General features: G+C 33.6%; 22 protein-coding genes. 17 read left to right on the top strand and 5 right to left on the bottom strand.

The window, feature by feature from the left end:
- Positions 1-3: 3 nt before the first annotated feature.
- From SD960_RS21120 to SD960_RS21095, 6 genes are all read left to right on the top strand, one after another.
- Positions 4-846 carry a maleylpyruvate isomerase N-terminal domain-containing protein gene (locus SD960_RS21120; protein ID WP_318805847.1) on the top strand — a complete coding sequence of 281 codons (843 nt, stop codon included), beginning with the start codon at positions 4-6 and terminating at the stop codon, positions 844-846.
- A gap of 270 nt (positions 847-1116) precedes the next feature.
- On the top strand, positions 1117-2109 hold the full coding sequence (locus SD960_RS21115; protein WP_318805846.1) for an alpha/beta hydrolase: 993 nt from the start codon (positions 1117-1119) through the stop codon (positions 2107-2109).
- Between the two features lie 136 nt (positions 2110-2245).
- The gene (locus SD960_RS21110) at positions 2246-2635 is read left to right on the top strand and encodes a DUF1398 domain-containing protein (protein ID WP_318805845.1); all 390 of its coding nucleotides are present in this window, start codon (positions 2246-2248) and stop codon (positions 2633-2635) included.
- Positions 2636-2687: 52 nt separating this feature from the next.
- Positions 2688-3539 (top strand): sulfurtransferase, encoded by an 852-nt coding sequence (locus SD960_RS21105; protein WP_318805844.1) that lies wholly within the window; start codon positions 2688-2690, stop codon positions 3537-3539.
- 107 nt (positions 3540-3646) lie between these two features.
- Complete coding sequence (locus tag SD960_RS21100) at positions 3647-4888, top strand: ATP-binding cassette domain-containing protein (protein ID WP_318805843.1); 1242 nt, start codon at positions 3647-3649, stop codon at positions 4886-4888.
- Positions 4889-4898: 10 nt separating this feature from the next.
- Positions 4899-5510: a hypothetical protein gene (locus SD960_RS21095; protein WP_318805842.1), complete on the top strand. Its 612-nt coding sequence runs from the start codon at positions 4899-4901 to the stop codon at positions 5508-5510.
- Between the two features lie 113 nt (positions 5511-5623).
- On the opposite strand, the gene SD960_RS21090 is transcribed toward SD960_RS21095, so the two are convergent.
- Together SD960_RS21090 and SD960_RS21085 are read right to left on the bottom strand one after the other, a co-directional pair.
- The gene (locus SD960_RS21090) at positions 5624-6667 is read right to left on the bottom strand and encodes an RluA family pseudouridine synthase (RefSeq protein WP_318805841.1); all 1044 of its coding nucleotides are present in this window, start codon (positions 6665-6667) and stop codon (positions 5624-5626) included.
- Positions 6657-7277, bottom strand: a complete 621-nt coding sequence (locus SD960_RS21085; RefSeq protein WP_318805840.1) for a PASTA domain-containing protein — start codon at positions 7275-7277, stop codon at positions 6657-6659. The genes SD960_RS21090 and SD960_RS21085 overlap by 11 nt, the downstream gene beginning before the upstream one ends.
- 604 nt (positions 7278-7881) lie before the next feature.
- On the opposite strand from SD960_RS21085, the gene SD960_RS21080 reads away from it, so the two are divergent.
- From SD960_RS21080 to SD960_RS21055, 6 genes are all read left to right on the top strand, one after another.
- Entirely contained in the window at positions 7882-8853 is a 972-nt protein-coding gene (locus SD960_RS21080) for a D-alanine--D-alanine ligase (RefSeq protein ID WP_318805839.1), read from the top strand.
- Between the two features lie 123 nt (positions 8854-8976).
- Positions 8977-9669 (top strand): DUF421 domain-containing protein, encoded by a 693-nt coding sequence (locus SD960_RS21075; protein ID WP_318805838.1) that lies wholly within the window; start codon positions 8977-8979, stop codon positions 9667-9669.
- A 135-nt stretch (positions 9670-9804) separates the two neighbouring features.
- Entirely contained in the window at positions 9805-10263 is a 459-nt protein-coding gene (gene coaD / locus SD960_RS21070) for a pantetheine-phosphate adenylyltransferase (protein WP_318805837.1), read from the top strand.
- A 40-nt stretch (positions 10264-10303) separates the two neighbouring features.
- Positions 10304-10888: a zeta toxin family protein gene (locus tag SD960_RS21065; RefSeq protein WP_318805836.1), complete on the top strand. Its 585-nt coding sequence runs from the start codon at positions 10304-10306 to the stop codon at positions 10886-10888.
- Positions 10875-11021 (top strand): hypothetical protein, encoded by a 147-nt coding sequence (locus SD960_RS21060; RefSeq protein ID WP_318805835.1) that lies wholly within the window; start codon positions 10875-10877, stop codon positions 11019-11021. Before SD960_RS21065 ends, SD960_RS21060 begins: the two co-directional genes overlap by 14 nt.
- A 96-nt stretch (positions 11022-11117) precedes the next feature.
- A complete protein-coding gene (locus tag SD960_RS21055) occupies positions 11118-11696 on the top strand; it encodes a PhnA domain-containing protein (RefSeq protein ID WP_318805834.1) in 579 nt (192 codons plus the stop codon).
- Between the two features lie 121 nt (positions 11697-11817).
- On the opposite strand, the gene SD960_RS21050 is transcribed toward SD960_RS21055, so the two are convergent.
- Both SD960_RS21050 and SD960_RS21045 read right to left on the bottom strand, forming a co-directional pair.
- A complete protein-coding gene (locus tag SD960_RS21050) occupies positions 11818-12264 on the bottom strand; it encodes a hypothetical protein (RefSeq protein WP_042564278.1) in 447 nt (148 codons plus the stop codon).
- A gap of 222 nt (positions 12265-12486) precedes the next feature.
- Positions 12487-13836 (bottom strand): DEAD/DEAH box helicase, encoded by a 1350-nt coding sequence (locus tag SD960_RS21045; protein WP_318805833.1) that lies wholly within the window; start codon positions 13834-13836, stop codon positions 12487-12489.
- A gap of 506 nt (positions 13837-14342) precedes the next feature.
- Between SD960_RS21045 and SD960_RS21040 the strand changes: the two genes are divergently transcribed.
- The 4 genes from SD960_RS21040 to SD960_RS21025 all read left to right on the top strand — a co-directional run bounded on the left by SD960_RS21040 (position 14343) and on the right by SD960_RS21025 (position 18058).
- Positions 14343-16070 (top strand): M14 family metallopeptidase, encoded by a 1728-nt coding sequence (locus SD960_RS21040; RefSeq protein WP_318805832.1) that lies wholly within the window; start codon positions 14343-14345, stop codon positions 16068-16070.
- Positions 16071-16313: 243 nt separating this feature from the next.
- Positions 16314-17051 carry a DUF6882 domain-containing protein gene (locus tag SD960_RS21035; protein ID WP_318805831.1) on the top strand — a complete coding sequence of 246 codons (738 nt, stop codon included), beginning with the start codon at positions 16314-16316 and terminating at the stop codon, positions 17049-17051.
- Positions 17052-17073: 22 nt separating this feature from the next.
- Positions 17074-17418 (top strand): cyclic-phosphate processing receiver domain-containing protein, encoded by a 345-nt coding sequence (locus SD960_RS21030; protein ID WP_318805830.1) that lies wholly within the window; start codon positions 17074-17076, stop codon positions 17416-17418.
- A gap of 37 nt (positions 17419-17455) precedes the next feature.
- Entirely contained in the window at positions 17456-18058 is a 603-nt protein-coding gene (locus SD960_RS21025; protein WP_318805829.1) for a hypothetical protein, read from the top strand.
- 340 nt (positions 18059-18398) lie between these two features.
- Here the strand turns inward: SD960_RS21025 and SD960_RS21020 are convergent, their stop codons facing one another.
- Positions 18399-19001 carry an NUDIX hydrolase gene (locus SD960_RS21020; protein ID WP_318805828.1) on the bottom strand — a complete coding sequence of 201 codons (603 nt, stop codon included), beginning with the start codon at positions 18999-19001 and terminating at the stop codon, positions 18399-18401.
- A 7-nt stretch (positions 19002-19008) separates the two neighbouring features.
- Here SD960_RS21020 and pyrE point away from each other — a divergent pair, with 7 nt between their 5' ends.
- On the top strand, positions 19009-19659 hold the full coding sequence (gene pyrE, locus SD960_RS21015) for an orotate phosphoribosyltransferase (RefSeq protein ID WP_318805827.1): 651 nt from the start codon (positions 19009-19011) through the stop codon (positions 19657-19659).
- The last annotated feature ends 75 nt before the right edge of the window (positions 19660-19734 follow it).

Raw genomic sequence — 19734 nt, 5'->3', positions numbered from 1 at the left:
TTTATGAAATCTTCTGAAATTGTTCCGATAAAAACCTTACCTCTTTTTTCTATTCTTGATGATTTGTTAATTCAGCTTTTAAAATCATTAACCGAAGATGAATGGAATGCCAGAACTGTTGCAAAAAAATGGATCGTAAAAGATATTGCTTCCCATTTACTTGACGGAAACCTGAGAGGTTTATCTTTTTCAAGAGATCATTATTTTGGAGAAAAGCCTGAAAATATTAATTCATACCGTGATCTGGTCGACTTTTTAAATCAGCTCAATATGACCTGGACAAACGCTACAAAACGACTTAGTCCGAATGTTATAATTGAATTATTAGAAAGTACCGGAAAACAATATGCAGCACATTTACAAACATTAGATCCTTTTGAAGATGCCATTTTTTCAGTAGATTGGGCTGGCGAAGAAACTTCATTAAACTGGTTTCATATTGCCCGGGAATACACCGAAAAATTCCTGCATCAACAACAAATTCGAAATGCTGTTGGCAAACAGGCACTTTTTACCAAAGAATTATTCTATCCTTTTATCAGCACTTTCATGTATGCTTTACCCCACACTTATCGGGATGTTTCGGCACAAAAAGGCACAATCGTAACTTTGATTGTAAAGACTGAAATTGGAGGTCAATGGAGTATTATTAAAAAAGAAAAACAATGGGAATTTATTGAATTCTTTGAAGAAAAGCCAACTTCAATTATTAAAATAAATCCGGACGACGCCTGGCTTTTGTTCTCAAAAGGAATAACACCGGATGATGCAAAACAAAAAGTAGAAATTATTGGTAATCAAGAATTAGGCGAAGTTGCCTTAAACATTATTGCAGTTATGGCATAGCGTCTGGAAATAAGCATAAAAACAAACAAAAATTACACGAATTGTCATTAATTTTATTTGTGAAATAAATTTAAGAAACTAAGGTAACTATTATAATTTGTGCAAATTCGTGCAATTTGTGTTTAAATTCATTTATAATATTTTTGTCCAGAAGGTCGGTTATGGGATAATGCAAAATTGTTATTTTCTGATAACTTTAAGATTTTAAGTTTTGCTTTTAAAATGGTAAACTTTAATTTTATAGTTAATGCAAACCAATACTAAACTGAAATGAAAAATCTGAAATTTATAATTCTTCTCCTTCCCTTTCTTTGTTTTTCGCAGCAAGAAAATATAAAAGCACTCGACATTAATTTAACCAATTACGAATATCCTTTTCCTGTTCAGTTTTTAGAATTGAGCAATCAGCGCCAGCTTTTAAAAATGGCGTATATGGATATTAAACCCGATAATTACAACAACAAAAATATCGTTTTACTACACGGCAAAAACTTCAACGGAGCTTATTGGGAAACAACTATAAAAGCCCTGACAAAAGAAGGTTTTCGCGTAATTGTTCCGGATCAGATTGGTTTTGGAAAATCAACAAAACCCGAAACTTATCAATACAGCTTTCAGCAATTTGCTCAAAACACCAAAAAATTATTAGATCATTTGGGAATTAAGAAAACAACTATTCTAGGGCATTCAATGGGCGGAATGTTAGCCACAAGATTTACTTTGATGTATCCTGAAACCGCTGAAAAATTAGTTTTAGAAAACCCGATTGGTCTTGAAGACTGGAAACTTGTTGTTCCTTATCAAACCATAGATTCATGGTACGAAAGCGAACTAAAACAAAATTACGAAGCCATAAAAAAATACCAAATGGCGAATTATTATGATGGAAAATGGAATGCAGATTTCCAGAAATGGGCAGAACTAAGCGCGGGCTGGACATCGGCACCCAATTATGACCGGGTAGCTTGGAATTCGGCATTGATGTACGATATGATTTTTACACAGCCTGTTGTTTACGAATTTAAAAACATCAAAAGTGCCACTTTACTAATCATCGGAACAAGAGATAAAACCGCAATAGGAAAACAATTTGTATCGGAAGAAGTTAGAAAAACAATGGGGAATTATGCCGAATTAGGTAAAAAAACGCAAAAGGCAATTCCGAATTCAAAATTAGTTGAAGTTCCAAATACAGGACATTTACCACATATTGAATCTTTCGATCAATTTATAAAACCATTAATTGTATTTTTGAAACAATAATCTTTTCGCTACGAACGATTTTTTCGCCACGAATTACACGGATTTGCACCAATTTTTATACGCAAACTCTTCAATATGAATTCGTAAAAATTAGTGTAATTCGTAGCAAACTTTTTAACTTAAAAACTAAAATATCATGTTTACAATCGAACAAATAAAAGAAGCACATGCCAAAGTAAAAAGCGGAGCCGATTTTCCAAACTATATACAAGACTTAATTATTCTGGGTGTTCTAGGCTACGATACATTCGTAAATGACGGTCATGTTGAATATTACGGCGTTAACAACTACAATGTTAGTGCTGACGAAAAATATCCTGAAATTAAAGTTGAAGCCTTTGCTAATAAAGAACGTTTTATCGAATTTTTGGTAATGCACCAGAACGGTGAAACAGATTATCTTACTTTTTGTAATCACGCAGCACAATGCGGAATTGCAAAATGGAGAGTGGATATTATCGCCATGACCTGTACTTATTTTGATAAGGCCGAAAATGAAATATTAATCGAAAAAATCCCTGATTAATAAAACAACGGTAATTTTTATTTGAACAATACCAGAAAACAAACTATACCAAATGAAACTTTCGCCCCTTATAAATCCCGAAGAACTTTTAAATTTAAAAGATTCATCTGAAGTTGTTTTAATTGATGCACGAGCCGGCGCAAATGCCGAAGAAAATTATAGAAACGAACATTTAAAAGGTGCTCGCTATATTGATTTGAATAAAGATTTGGCAGCTGTACAAAAAAATCCTGCAAATGGCGGAAGACATCCTTTGCCATCATTGGAAAATTTTGCAGAAGTACTTTCAAAACTGGGAATTTCACCTCAAAGTCATATTATTATTTATGATGACAAAAACGGATCGAATGCCGCTGCAAGATTTTGGTGGATGCTAAAATCAATCGGACATAAAAAAGTTCAGGTTATAAATGGAGGTTTGCAGGCTGCAATAAAAGCTGGTTTTGAGACAAGTTCTGAAATTGAAACTTTTAAAACAACTGAAAAGTATCCTATTTCGAAATGGAATTTGGCTTTTGCCGATATAGAAGAAGTCGAAAAAGCCCGAAATAACAGTCAAAATATCGTAATCGATGTAAGAGATAAAAATCGTTTTGATGGTTTAACAGAACCGCTGGATTTAATTGCAGGACATATTCCCGGTGCCATAAATGTTCCATTTAGCGAAAATTTAGATGAAAATGGTTTTTATAAATCATCTGAAGTTTTGGCTGAAAAATATACTGAAATTTTAGGCGACATAAAACCCGAAAATGTAATTATACATTGCGGTTCAGGAGTTACTGCCTGCCATACATTGTTAGCAATGAATTATGCGGGAATTGAAATTCCAAAACTATATGTGGGTTCCTGGAGCGAATGGTCGAGAAACGATCGCGACATGTTTACACAAGAAACAAAATAAACCGTGAAGTAAAATTCATAATTATTAGCCATAGATTAAAGAATTAAAATGATTTTAAAAATCCGTGCTAATCTTTTTAATCTGTGGCAAAAAAAATAACTAACAAAATGCAACATTGGGATATACTTTTATCAAATCTGGTAAATAAAAAAGCCTTTATAGAAACAATACTTTCAGGCGAAGCAAAAGGAGAATTAGCCGTTTTTAACAACCAAAAAGGAATCTTGTTTTCTGATATTGCGATCGAGAAATTTATCGAAAAAGAATACCAATACGATTCTGTTGAAGCTTCTCCGGAATCACACAGACAATTGCGCACTTTTTCTTCAGGAGAACGCAAAAAAGAATTCTTAAAATACTGCATCAATCAAAAACCTGATTTTATTATTTTCGACAACCCGTTTGATCATTTAGATCAGGCTTCGCGCGTAATTTTGGCAGAATCGTTAAAAGATTTAGCAAATGTTATTGCCATTATTCAAATTGTAAATCGTGTTACAGACGTATTAAATTTTGTCCCGAATAAAGCCCAGATTAAAGACAATACATTTGAACTGCATCCTATTTCAAAAACCGAAAGCCACTTTAAAACCTTAAATACAGCTGCAATTCCAAAAGCCATAGAAACGCATTCCTTCCACGAAAGTGTATTAATAAAATTAGAAAATGTTTCTGTAAGTTATGACGAACGAAAAATAGTCGACAATATTTCATGGACCATAAAACAAGGCGAATTTTGGCAATTAATTGGTCCGAATGGTTCGGGGAAAAGCACTATTTTATCCTTAATTACAGGCGATAATCCGAAAGGTTTTGGTCAGGATTTATTTTTATTTGGAAGAAAAAAAGGAAGCGGCGAAAGCGTTTGGGACATCAAAAAACAAATCGGAATCTTCGCAACTTCAATGACCGATTTATTTCAAAAAAGCCACACTTTAGAAGAAATGATTCTCTCCGGATTCTTCGATTCTATAGGACTTTACATTGAGCCAACCACACATCAAAAACAAATTGTTTCGCAATGGCTTGAAGTAATTGAAATGACACATTTAAGAAAAAAACGTTTCATCGATCTTTCCATCGGGCAGCAAAGAGTTGCATTAATTGTTCGCGCCGTTTTAAAACATCCGCCATTATTAATTCTCGACGAACCTGTAGAAGGTCTGGATGATGAAAATGTAGAATTAGTAATCCAACTCATTAATACTATAAAACAAGAAACAAATGTGAGTATTTTATATGTTTCACATCGCATAGAACAAGGCCTAGCTCCTACTTCTGTTTTTGAACTTATTCCAACTCCAACCGGATCAATTGGAAAAATAAAATACCATTCAGAATTGAATTAAAAACACATAAATGAATTTTAAACACCTCATACTAATAACAACAGTGTTATTAATTTTTTCCTGCGCAGCAATTTCAACTAGAGAAAAAGAATATAAAATAACAAATACCTCAAAACTTAAATCAGAATGGAATTTTAATTCCAAAGAATGGATTCTTGCAAGTGATACTTTAACAGGAACCGGAGGGCCAATGCATTGGGGCGTTATAGAATCTAAAAAACAACTTCCTGAAAACTATGAAATCAGTTTTAAAGTAAACATGACAAAAGAATCTTTATTTGAAGTCATGTTAAACATCGATAAAGAAAATTACATCAGAACTTATCTCTATCAAATCGATCAAAATATCGTAATCGGTAAAGGCACTTACAAAAAAGGAAGCGATGAATACAACAAACGAGGTGGACCAACTTTATTTAAAAAAGCATTAAAATTAGAAAACAATAAATGGTACGCTGTAAAAATAAAAGTGATAAATAATCAATTATTCTATTCCGTTGATAACGAAACCACACTAGAATGCTCTCTCGAAAAAAGCAATTTGAGCCAAAAAGGAAAACTGGGATTTATAACAAACGGAGAAGCTAAAATAATTGATTTGAGGATTAAAACGATTCAATAAACAATAAATTAAAACACAAATTCCACTAATTTACACAGATTAATTTTCGTGTAAGTTAGTGGAATTCGTGTTTATATAAAATTATCTAATTGCCTAATTGACAAATTATCTAATTAATTCTCCTCGTCTTCAATATTATGCGACTTTCCGTAGTTGCGCCATTTCTCAATACAATCCTGAAAATCCTGAGGTAATTCAGTATCAAAACGCATCATTTCGCCCGTATTTGGATGCACAAAACCAAGTGTTTTAGCATGCAAAGCCTGACGTGGCAACGCTTTAAAACAATTCTCTATAAACTGTTTGTATTTTGTAAACGTAGTTCCTTTCAAAATCAAATGACCACCATAACGCTCGTCATTAAATAACGGGTGCCCGATATGTTTCATATGCGCACGAATCTGGTGCGTTCTTCCCGTTTCTAACTTACAGGAAATCAAAGTTACATAACCAAAACGTTCCAAAACTTTATAATGCGTAATGGCAGGTTTACCAATTTCGGGATCAGCAAAAACCGCCATTTGCATGCGATCTTTCAAATGTCTTGCAAGATTTCCTTCAATTGTTCCTTCTTCTTCGGCAACATTTCCCCAAACAAGAGCAATATATTCACGTTCAGACGTTTTGGCTTCAAACTGTTTTGCTAAATGCGTCATAGCCGCTTCCGTTTTGGCAACAACCAAAAGTCCGGACGTATCCTTATCAATTCGGTGCACTAATCCTGGACGTTCGCTGCTGTTCATTGGCAAATTATCAAAATGATGCGCCAAAGCATTAACAAGCGTTCCCGTATAATTTCCGTGACCTGGATGCACAACCATTCCCGGTTCTTTATTAATCAGTAAAAGTGCGTCGTCTTCATACACAATATTCAACGGAAGATCTTCCGGCAGAATATGGTTTTCAAACGGCGGATGCGATAACATAACTGTTACTACATCAAAAGGTTTTACCTTATAATTTGATTTTACCGGAATATCATTTACAAAAATGTTTCCTTCAGTTGCGGCATTCTGAATTTTATTTCGGGTCGCATTCTGAATCAAATTCATTAAATATTTGTCAATACGCAAAAGCGCCTGACCTTTAGGGACCTCAAATCTAAAATGTTCGAATAATTCGTCTTCCAGATCTAAATTTTCAATATTATTGTTCATCTTCTGGGGTTTCTGCAGGCACTGCTGTACTATCTGTCGCCTGACTTTCATCTACATAAGTCGCTTTTCCGTCTCCTAAAACCAAATCAATTTTAGAAGCTTTCAATACACGATCTCCAACTTTTAAGTTTCTTCCTTTATAACGCATCTCCAAAACCATATCTTTTCCTAAGTTCGGAATATAAGTAATCGTTCCCTCCTCAAGCCCTAAAGCTTTCAAAGTAGGAACCGCTTCACGATACGTTTTTTCGATTAAATCCGGAATTCTAACAGAAGAAAAACCGGAAGCATTGATTTTAATATATATTTTTCGACCTACTTTTACTTTCGTTCCCGGCAACGGATCTTGCTCAACAACACTGTATTTAGGAAATCCGCTTCGGTAATCAACACTATCCAAAAGCACATAATCCAGATCTAATTCATCCAATTTTGATTCTACTTGCTCCTCTGTCAGTTTAGACAAATTCGGAACCGTAATTTCATGTCCGTGATCAGTGGTAAAAGTCAGCCAATGCATAAACAAATAACCTAAAACGGCAATAATAGCAGCCGCACCCAATACTTGTAAAAAAAACACACGGCTAGTTAAATACTTACGTAAACTCATAAATTTATTTTTAGTTGTCGCAAAGATAAAGCTATTTCGTTTCAAAAAAAATGATAATTTTGTTTTAAGTAATATTAATAATAGTAGTAATACTATATTACCAAATATTAAAAAAAATGGAATTTGGACCCGAGCGATAGTGAACAGGCGAAGCAATTTCAAAATTTGGAATTTCTTCTGTCACTCTGAGCGAAGTCGAAGAGTTAGGATTAGGAGCTGTTTCCTGCTGTCCGCTGTATCTTTTCCTGGCTAAAGAAGCCAGAAAAAGTATGCCGCTCCCATCTGGGCTAGGGTTTTAGGTTTCATGAGAACACACAGTTTGTCATTCCGAGGAACGAGGGATCACATCCAGAGAGCAACGCACTGAATTTACGCAGCAAACGAAATTACTAGTGTGATTCTCCTCAGTCAAAATGACAAAGTAGAGCGACTATAGTTGTCAGACTGAGCGGAGTCGAAGTCCCGTTTGCTGAATCACTTTGCGCGGACTTCGACTCCGCTCAGTCTGACAAAAATGAGAATAAAAAATTCGAGAAAATTCGAGAAATTCGTGGCAAAAAAAACGATTAAACAACAAAACAAATAAACGATTAAACGATAAAAAATGAAAAACATAGCCATCATAATGGGCGGATATTCAAGCGAATATAAAATCTCACTTATCTCAGGAAACGTAGTACATCAATATCTTGACAAAACAAAATACAACGGATTCCGTATTCATATTTTCAAGGAAAAATGGGTTTATGTAGACCAAAATGACGCTGAATTTCCAATCGACAGAAATGATTTCTCTGTTACAGTAGACGGAAAAAAAATCACTTTCGACTGTGTTTTCAATGCCATTCACGGAACTCCGGGAGAAGACGGACTAATGCAGGCATATTTTGAGTTGTTAGGGATTCCACAATCATCATGCGATTATTATCAATCGGCGCTTACCTTCAACAAACGCGATTTATTATCGGTTTTAAAACCATACGGAATCAAAACGGCAATTTCTTACTACTTAAATAAAGGCGATGAAATCAATACAGACGAAATCGTTAAAAAAGTAGGCTTACCATGTTTCGTAAAACCAAACAAAGCCGGTTCAAGTTTCGGAATCTCAAAAGTAAAAACCGCTGCCGAATTGCCAATCGCAATTGAAGTCGCTTATAAAGAAGACAACGAAATCATCATAGAAAGTTTCCTTGACGGAACAGAAGTTTCTGTTGGCGTAATCAATTACAAAGGAGAAATTAAGGTTTTACCAATAACAGAAATCGTTTCTGACAATGATTTCTTTGATTACGAAGCAAAATATGAAGGAAAATCACAAGAAATCACTCCTGCAAGAATTTCTGACGAACTAACACAAAAAGTGGGCGAAACTGCCAAACGTGCTTATGAAGTTTTAAAAATGAAAGGTTTCTCAAGAAGCGAATTCATTATTGTAGACAACGAACCTTATATGCTTGAAATGAACACAATTCCGGGTTTAACAACCGAAAGTTTGATTCCGCAACAAGCCAAAGCAGCCGGAATTTCTCTTGAAGATTTATTCACCAATGCAATTGAGTTAGCGCTTGCTTAAAATAAGCTAAGATACTACGGTGCTAAGATTCTAAGATTTTAGCACCTTTGTTTTTTAAAACTTTGCTTTCTACACAAAAAACTTAGTAACTTAGAATCTCAGAACCTTAGCATCTTAAAAAAAATGAAAGAAATCTTTGAATGGAATAGACTATTTTTTAACGAGCTTCCCGAAATTTTTATTCTGGAAGTAATATTTCGTTCAACTGTAATGTTTACTATTTTACTGCTTACGCTAAAATTGGCCGGTAAAAGAGGTGTAAAACAATTATCTATTTTCGAAACTGTAATTATTATCGCACTTGGATCAGCAGCAGGCGATCCAATGTTTTATGAAGATGTAGGAATTATACCAGCAGCAATTGTTTTCTTGACCATCATTATTTTATACCGCGCAGTAACCTGGCTTACCGGAAAAAGTAAAAAATTTGAAGAATTTATAGAAGGAAAAACCGAATGTTTAATCCAGGACGGAAAATTTTCTATATCGAGTTTCAAAAAAGAAACTTTGGCGCAGGATGAATTTTTCTCAGAACTTCGTATACGATCCATCGAACATTTGGGTCAGGTAAAACATGCTTTTATAGAAACCAGCGGAGAAGTAAGCGTATTTTTTTATGAAGATAAGGATGTCCAATTTGGTTTGCCAATTTTGCCAGCTGCATTCAATGAAAAAAGTAAAATCATTACAACCGATGGAATCCATGCCTGTACTTTTTGTGGTCATACCGAAGAACAAAAACCCGGAACTGCCAGCTGTAAAGTCTGTAAAAAAGAGGAATGGGTTCCTGCAATAAAAACACTCAGGATAACGTAAAATATATTCCAATCCCGATAGTTATCAGGATAAATTCCAAATTCAAAAAAGAAACAGCAAAGCTTCAAACATTTTAATTTATTAAATAAAAAACTTTGAACCTTTGCTACTTTGAACCTCTGAACCTAAAAAAAAATGAGAAAAGCCATATTCCCCGGATCATTTGATCCCATTACACTTGGTCACGAAGATATTATCAAACGAGGAATTTCACTTTTTGATGAAATCGTAATCGCAATTGGTGTCAATGCTGAAAAAAAATACATGTTTTCACTTGAAGAAAGAAAACGTTTTATCGAAGAAACTTTCAAAGATGAACCAAAAATATCGGTCATTACTTATGAAGGTTTAACGATAGATTTAGCCAAAAAACAAAAAGCCCATTTTATTTTAAGAGGTTTGCGTAATCCAGCCGATTTCGAATTCGAAAAAGCCATTGCACACACCAACAGAAAACTTTCTAAAATAGAAACTGTCTTTTTATTAACCGCTGCAAGTACTTCATTTATAAGCTCAAGCATTGTTCGTGATGTATTACGAAATGGCGGTGAATACGAAATGCTGGTTCCGGATGCGGTTAGGGCGAAGAAGTAAAAAATTATTTACAATTTCAAATTATTATATTTGCATTAATATGAATAAAAATCTTTACATAATCGCAGGTTGTAACGGAGCTGGAAAAACTACTGCGTCTTTCACTATACTTCCGGAAATTTTAAATTGTAAAGAATTTGTAAATGCTGATGAAATTGCAAAAGGATTATCACCATTTCAACCTGAAAAAGTATCTTTTGAAGCTGGCAGAATAATGCTAAATCGTATAAATGAACTTTTTATAATTAAAGAAAACTTTGCTTTTGAAACAACTTTAGCAACCAAAAGTTACAAATCAAAAGTCATTGAAGCTCAAAAAAATGGTTACACAGTTACCCTTCTTTTCTTTTGGCTGCAAAATGTTGATTTAGCTGTTGAAAGAGTTAAAACAAGAGTTTTGGAAGGCGGCCACAATATCGAAACAGATGTTGTTCATAGAAGATATATAAATGGGATAAAAAACTTATTTGAAATTTATCTTCCAATAGTTGACGAAGTCATGATTTTTGATAATTCCGGAGGAAAACCTGAATTGATTGCTGAAAAAATTTTAGACGCTGAGATTAATATTGTTAACGAAATTAAATTCAATAAACTTAAAAAGTACTATAATGAAAATTCATAAAAGGACAGAAAACCAAACTAAAATTTTGGAAGGAATGGATAAAGTTTATGATAAATTAATTGAATTCAAAAAGAAAATGAATAGCGAATTAATTGTCTTAAAAGATGGCAAAATAGTTAGAATAAAACCATAATAAAATCAATTATTAAGGTTGATACCAACTCCAAAACATAAACTTGCACGCGAAAGCAATTATAAGTAATTTCGCATTTTTAAACAAACAAAAATAATGAGCATCGAAAGAGAATTAAACAAACGTAGCGGATCTAAATGTGAACTTTGTGCAGCAGAAGAAAACCTAAAAGTATATCAGGTATTGCCAACTCAAAAAGGTGGTATTGATGAAAGCATCCTTGCGTGTGCCACTTGTATAGACCAAATTGAAAACCCTGATAATGTAGATTTAAATCACTGGAGATGTCTTAATGACAGCATGTGGAATGAAAACGTTGCTGTACAAGTTGTTGCCTGGAGAATGTTAAGCCGTATGCGTGCTGCAGGATGGCCACAGGAATTATTGGACATGATGTATTTGGATGAAGATACTCTTGCATGGGCACAAGCAACCGGAGAAGGCGAAGATGATGAAAACAAATTGATTCATCGCGATAGCAATGGCGTAATTTTAGAACACGGAGATTCTGTTGTTTTAATTAAAGATTTAAAAGTAAAAGGATCAAGTATGGTGGCCAAACAAGGAACTGCTGTACGCAACATCCGTTTAGATCACGAAAACGCTGAATATATTGAAGGAAAAGTTGATGGACAGCAAATTGTGATTATTACGCAGTACGTAAAGAAAATATAACTTTTGAGGTTCAAAGGTTCAGAGTTGCAAAGGGACAAAGTTTTACAACTTGAAACCTGAAACTAAACAAAAAAGGCTATTCAAAATATGAATAGCCTTTTTTAGTTTATACTGAAGTAAATTATTTTTGGAATAATTTATTGATCTGATCTTTTACGAATGGCTCAGAAACACTGCTTGTTGCAGAAGTAGCTTCTTTGCTCGAAACCATAAACTGAACTGTAGCTTTCTCAGGAAGAACACTTCCTGTGTAATGCAACCAGATATAGTTATTAGGTAATTCTAATTTAATATCATACAAAGGGCTTGCAGTAAAGCCTCCCATGATAATACTATAAAGGCTATTGTAATCGTTGTTTACATTTTTAAATGAAAACTTTCTCATTGGTGAAGAGTCGTCATCGTTTTGAATACTTGTATAATAAACAGTATATTCATCTCCAATTTTTTGAATATAGTTGTTATTTACTTTTCCTAATTTTTCAACAGGAACAGTCTCAAGAACCTTAATCTGTGCAAACGAAACAACACTAAAGAACAAAGTGGCAAGGGTAATAATCTTTTTCATAACGGAATTTGGGGTTAATTTGTACTACTATAATAAACGCCGAAATTATGAAAAATTACTTCTAAAAACACTCTTTTATTAACAATAAATTGTGATTTTTGTTTAAATTTATTTCAACTCAAAGCAAAAACATCGCAACTTTTTAATTATCAATAAATTATATTCAAAATTTTAACTACGAAGTGCGTGCATTTAATTAAAAAAAGTCATTGCTTTTAAAATTTAACGCTCTTCTTCTTTCTTCACAACTTTACGGGCAACTTCAATTTTAAACTTTTTCCCCTTCATTTTCTCGTCTTTTATGTTTTTAAGCAAGTCTTTAACTTTATTGTATTTTACGGCAGCAAACGAAATAAAATCTTTGACTTCGATCAAACCTAAATCGCCTTTTTCCAATTTCCCTTTTTGAGAAAAGAAACCAACAATATCAATTTTATTCAGTTTTGTTTTCTTTCCTCCACTAATGTAAATAGTTTGATATTCCGGTGGTTTTGGTAAAGTAGTTGCATTTTCTACATTCAAAACATCCATTTCGTAATCAATGTAATCTAATTGTTTTTCACTTTCGTGGATGATAATATACGCCGTTCCAGAAGCCTGCATACGTGCCGTACGACCGTTACGATGTGTAAATTCATCTTCTTTTAAGGGCAAATGATAATGAATTACGTGTTTCATTTCGGGAATATCCAGTCCACGTGCTGCTAAATCTGTTGTGATTAAGTAACTCATACTTCCATTTCTAAACTGAATCAACGCACGCTCACGTTCTTCCTGATCCATTCCGCCGTGATAGTAAGTAGAATAAATTCCCTTTTCGTTTAAGGTATCACTAATACGTTCTGCGGCATCGCGATGGTTGCAAAATATAATAGCCGATTCTGATTTCAGCGAACAAAGTAAACTGAATAAACTTCCTAATTTATCTTTGGCTGGCGAAATCACCATTTTCATCGAAAGATTTGCTTTTTCTTCTTCCTCAGGAATAAAATCTAAAACCGTTGGGTTTATAACTCTCGTATATCTCGGAATCTCAATATCTGAAGTCGCCGAAACCAAAACACGTTTGTTTAGTTTGGTTAATTTACCAATGATATAAGACATTTGCTCATGAAAACCCAATTGCAATGATTTGTCAAATTCGTCCAGAATTAAAGTCTGAATTTTATCGGTACGAAAAGTGTCTCTGTCGATGTGATCTGCAATTCTGCCCGGAGTTCCAATTAAAACCGCCGGAGGATTGCTTAAATTTTTGATTTCAGTATCAATAGAGTGTCCGCCGTAGCAGATATTCACTTTGTATTGCGTTCCCATTTTCTTCCAAACCTGCTCGATTTGCAAACCTAATTCACGTGAAGGCACTAAAATTAAACACTGAACAGAAAGAATTTCAGGCTGTAATAATTCTAAAACCGGAAGCAAAAAAGCCAATGTTTTTCCTGATCCCGTTGGAGAAAGCAGTAAAACATTATTATCGTTCAAAATTGCGTCCTGAGCAACCTCTTGCATTTCGTTCAGGCTTTCAATGCCTAAATTCAAAAGTATATTATTGGAATGGTGATTTTTATTCATTTTGCAAAAGTAAGTAAATTTGTTTCAAGTTTTCTTTGTTTCAGGTTTCAAGTTGAAATGCTAATAAAAAAATTAATTGCAGAGTTCGCTAAGGTTTTTCGCAAAGTTCACAAAGCTGTACGTATTAATCTTGGTAAGGCGAAGTTCACAAAGTATATTCATAAAGCTTTGCGATCTCTGTGTTTGTCAACACAATTTACTATAAAAAACTTAGCGAACTCTGCAGTAAAAAAAAACAACCAGCATTTCAAACTTTAAACCTGAAACAATTTTACCGCAGAGTTTACAAAGGTTTTTCGCAGAGTTCACAAAGCTGTACGTATTTACTTGGCTAAGGCAAAGTTCGCAAAGTTATATTCACAAAGCTTTGCGATCTCTGTGTTTATCAACACAATTTCCTATAAAAAACTTAGTGAACTCTGCGGTAAAAAAACACCCGGCATTTCAAATTTTAAACCTGAAACAAATAAAACTTTATATTTGACTTTTCTATTAAAACCAAAACCATGAAACTTTTTACATTTCTCATTTCACTTTTCACCATAATTACTTTCGCTCAAAACAATAAAAAATACGATACTTTTTTTGAGAAAGGAAACGGAAACCAATCTGCTTCTTATGCTGAAACCATATCCTATTTCAAGCTTTTGGCTAATGATTTCCCAACGATTCAGATGAAAGAAATGGGTTTGACCGATTCCGGTGAACCTTTGCATATGGTGGTTTATAATCCTGAAAAGGAATTTGATTTTGAGAAAATCCAAAAAAATAAAGCGGTTCTTTTTATCAATAACGGAATTCACGCCGGAGAACCTGACGGAATCGATGCTACCATGCAATTTTACAGAGATTTAGCAACGGGCAAAATGAAAGCTCCAAAAAACACCGTTTTGGTTTGTATTCCGGTTTATAATATTGGAGGTGCTTTAAACAGAAATTCAACCACAAGAGCCAATCAGGACGGACCGGAAATTTATGGTTTTAGAGGAAATGCCAGAAACTACGATTTGAATCGCGATTTAATGAAATCTGATACTCGAAATACAAAGAGTTTTGTGGAGATTTTCCAGAAAATAAATGCAGATGTTTTTATCGATAATCATGTCAGTAATGGCTCTGATTATCAATATAAACTAACCTATATTATGACGCAGCATAATAAACTGGGAACGGTTTTGGGCGATTTTATGAATAACGAAATGATGCCGGCTTTGGTGAAAGATTTACAGCAAAAGAAAATCGAAACCACGCCTTATGTAGATTCTTTTAAAGATACGCCAGACAAAGGTTTTGGACAGTTTGTGGATAGTCCGCGATATACAACGGGTTATACTTCGCTGTTTAATACGATTGGTTTTGTGGTAGAAACGCATATGCTGAAAAAATATGCCGAACGTGTAAAAATGACGTATGAATACATGAAATCTACAATGGATTTTACCGATGCCAATTACCAAAAGATAAAAGAGCTTCGAGTGAAAAACCTCGAACAATATCAGCCTAAAAAAACATACACGTTGCAATGGGAACTGGACAGTACAAAAGCAACGACTTTTTCGTTTTTAGGATATGAAGCGGGTTACAAAAAAAGCGAAGCCACAACGGGAAATCGTTTGTATTATGACCGAAGCAAACCTTATAAAAAAGATGTTCCATATATCAAAGAATTCAAATCGGTAAAAGATGTTGTTATGCCTTCTGCTTATATCATTCCGAGAGGTTATTGGAATATTATTGACCTTTTAAAGAACAATAATATCTCGTTTAAACAACTTAAAAACGATACGATTATTGAAGTTGAAAGTTATAGAATTGCCGATTTTAAAACAGCTACAAATGCTTATGAAGGCCATTATATTCATAGAAATACAAAGGTTAGCTCTAAAATTACAAAAATGACTTTTGCCAAAGGCGATTACCTAGTTCCAACAAATCAAAAAGGCGTAAAATATTTAGTTGAAGCTTTTGAACCCGAAGGTGTTGATTCTTTCTTTAACTGGAATTTCTTCGATCCGATTTTACAGCAAAAAGAGCATTATTCTGAATATATTTTTGAAGATACAGCAGCTAAATTATTAAAAGAAAATCCGCAATTGAAAGCCGAATTAGAAACCAAAAAACAAAACGACCGCGAATTTGCTAAAAACGCTGAAGCACAGTTGGACTGGATTTATAAACATTCTGTTTATTATGAAAAGGCGCATATGCAATATCCTGTTTATCGTGTTTTGTAGGTTTTAATTGCTACGTTTTTTAACCGCAAAGTTCGCAAAGTTTTTTTTCCTGGTTTGTGTTGGGAAAAGGCAAAGTTCGCAAAGCTTTGCCTTTAACTTTGTGGGCTTTGTGTGGAAATCTTTGTCAAAGTTTTGAACTTTGACAAAGATTAAATTCTTAATTTGCCTTTAATTCAAAAAATTTTATTAAAGCCTAATAACAACGAAGTCAGACAAAAGACTCAATCAAACACTAACTTAATTATGGGATTATTCAATAATTTATTCAATACAAAAAAAACACAAAACAATTCTAAAGAAAATAACGGAATTGAAAATGTAAAATATTTTACAGATGAAAATGATTTTCTTGAAAAATTTGGTGCCATAGCATTAGATAAACAACGAAATCTTTTTAGTGTAATTGGAGAGAATTCCTGGAATGTAGACATGCAAAAACAAGAAATCTATTTTGGAGATCTGACTTTTTCAATTAATGTTTTAGGTTCTTTTTCGCATTCATCTGAAACCTGGCTTTGGATTTGGGAAAATAAGGCTGGCGGTTATTCTGAAGCTATAATGGAAAAAGCGCTTTCATTAAAAAAATATGGCGAAGAAAATAATATCGATTTATTAAAAATACCCCAATTTGATGCTGTTGAAAATGATTTGCATTTAATTGGAATGATTGCTTCAGAATTATTTAATTCAAGTTGTTATTATCTTGCTAATTACGGGCAAGGAACTATGGTTTTAACTATAGATTCTGATATGATTGATAAATCTGAAAGTGAAGAAATGGCGAGAATTTCGACTGTTTTTCCTGAATTGATTTCCTCTTTTGATGTAGTAAACCATAAAACCGCTTTTGCCAATTATTTAGTTGATAAAGGTTATGAAATATCTGAAAACGGAAATGAATTGACATCAGAAAAAAATGGTAATAAAATAACCGCTGTTTTTAATGAGAATAATCTTTTGACAAAATTAAATGGATATTAAGATAATTAAACCCGCAATATAAATGTCATATAAACTTTTTCTCGACGACATAAGAGATGTCAAAATGGTTTACAAAAACCTGACAGATGATGATTTTGTAATCGTTCGAAATTTTCATGATTTCAAAAAAGTAATTATTGAAAATGGACTTCCGGAATTAATTAGTTTTGATAATGATCTGGGATTGGATGAAAATGACATTATTGCCGAAGATGGTTATGCGGCTGCAAAATGGCTAGTTTATGAATCTGGACTTGATTTACAGAATCTAAAATTTAATGTTCATTCTGCCAATCCGGTTGCTTCGCAGCAAATTCAAAGTTTGCTGGATAATTATATTAAACATTTGAAAAGTTTAAACGAATAATTCTTAAACTAAAATAATAAAAATCAACATTCAGATTATGAAGAAACTTGTAGTAACTTTTTTGATTTTACTTTTTGCCAATGTATCATCCGGACAAAAATTAATTTCGGGCGATTATGGTTATGGAATGAAACTTTCTTTTGATGCATCGTCTAATATTCTTACGGGTTATTTTGAAAATTATACGGGTTTGGATGAACAAACCCAAAACCCTAAGTTTTCCTGTATTTTTTACATCGAGGGAAAAGTAACGGGAAAGAAATTCTCAATTAAAACCTATTATCCGGAAGATAAGAAAGGTGATATGATTTCTGGTACAATTGAAATAATAGATAATAAAACCATAAAAATTAAACTTCCCGAAGAGCATGGAGGTTGCTGGAATGTACAGCATTTTGCTGATAAACCCGAAGAATTCACATTAGAAAAAAAAACAAACTGGACGCAAATTGGGTATATCGATAAACCGAAATCTTTCTTTTATAAAGATCAGTCAAACGTTAATCAGACAAAAATATATTTAGTAAAAGGCGATGTTGTTTGTATTGAAAAAATCGAAAACGGCAAAGCATTCTGTACCTATTTCGGTAAAAAGATAACAAAAGGCTGGATTAATATTAGTGATTTGAATAAAGTATAAAATCATTTAATAAATTAGATTGCTAGCGCGAGCGTCCAGCTCGTGAACGCAAAATTCTGGCCTCCATTTCCCAACCCTCGCGATATATCAAAAACCTGAAACTTGAAACCAAAACCACTCACAAAGCGTAGCTCCGCATGAGGGATAGAGCTAAGCTACAGAAGTAGCAGCGAAAGCCCAACAGTAATTAAAAAAAGGCCTAATGAACGCAAAGTTGATTAGGCCTTTTTTTAATTGGTGGCAGCATGCCCACATCAATGTCAAAATTCAATTGCAAAGATCAATATCAATTTTTTTAAATTGCAATTGATATTGATTTTTGATATTGTAATTGTTATTGTTATTGAAAAGTATTCTCTTCTTCAAAAAGTAACTTGATGTTTTCGTAAGAGTTTTTTAGGGCTTCTTTGATTTGTTCGGGGTTTAGCCAGGCTACTTTTTCGATGCCTTCGTTTTCCTGACCAACGGGAGTTCCTTCAAAATCAGATTGCATTTCGAACCAATGCGTGATTTTGAGTTTGTATTTTCCGTTGCGTTTAAAAACATGATAGGTTTTTTCGAGTTTATTTGTGATTCTGAGTTTACCAACGCCGGTTTCTTCTTCGACTTCGCGCATGGCGGTGTCTTCAATTTCTTCACCTTTTTCGATTCCGCCCTTTGGTAAATCCCATTTTCCGTTTCTGAAAATGAATAAAACTTCTCCTTTTTTATTGTAAACAAGTCCTCCACCCGCTTTATTTACGGGAATTTTAGCCTTTAAGGTCTTCATGATTTCCTTTTCATCAGGATAATACAAATAAGCCTTTTGAATTTTATTTTGAAACATTTTCACTATAAGATGCTCAATATCAATACTCTCTAACAAGAACAATTGAAAATCGGTTTCTTTTGAGATTTCATTTGTCAAAAAAAGTGGTTTGTCGTTCACAAAAACTTTATACATTTGTACTATGATTTTTAATAAAGATACTGCCGAAAAAACAGCCGAATTACTTTTGCAAATAAATGCAATTAAATTGAATCCAGAAAATCCTTTTACATGGGCTTCTGGATGGAAATCTCCTATTTATTGCGATAATAGGTTAATTCTTTCATTTCCGGCTATAAGAAATTACGTTCGCGACGAGTTTGCGAAGAATATTGAGAAACAATTTGGGAAACCAGATGTAATTGCCGGAGTTGCAACCGGAGCTATTGGAATTGGGATTCTTGTTGCTGAAAGCCTTGGATTGCCGTTCGTATATGTGCGCCCGGAAGCAAAAAAACACGGAAGACAAAATCAGGTTGAGGGCTTTTTGCAAAAAGGTCAGAACGTGGTTGTCGTTGAAGATTTAATTAGTACCGGAAACAGCAGTTTAATGGCTGTAGAAGCTTTACGCAACGAAGGTGCTAACATTAAAGGTATGGCGGCGATTTTTACCTACGGTTTTGGCGTTGCCGAAGAGAACTTCAAAAATGCAAATATCGATTTGTATACGTTGAGTAATTACGAAAATTTATTAGACTTAGCGGTTCAAAAACAATACATTACCGAAGATCAACAGTCGACTTTGCAGGAATGGAGCGAAGAACCATCGACTTGGATGCAGGAGGAAGAGTAATTTTAGATTTTAGATTTTAGATTTTAGATTTTAGATTTTAGATTTTAGATTTTAGATTTTAGATTTTAGATTTTA

This window comes from Flavobacterium sp. MMLR14_040, from assembly GCF_033657265.1.
GTDB lineage: Bacteria > Bacteroidota > Bacteroidia > Flavobacteriales > Flavobacteriaceae > Flavobacterium.
Note: the sequence above shows the minus strand (reverse complement) of the source record. Positions and strands in the feature narration are given on the sequence as shown.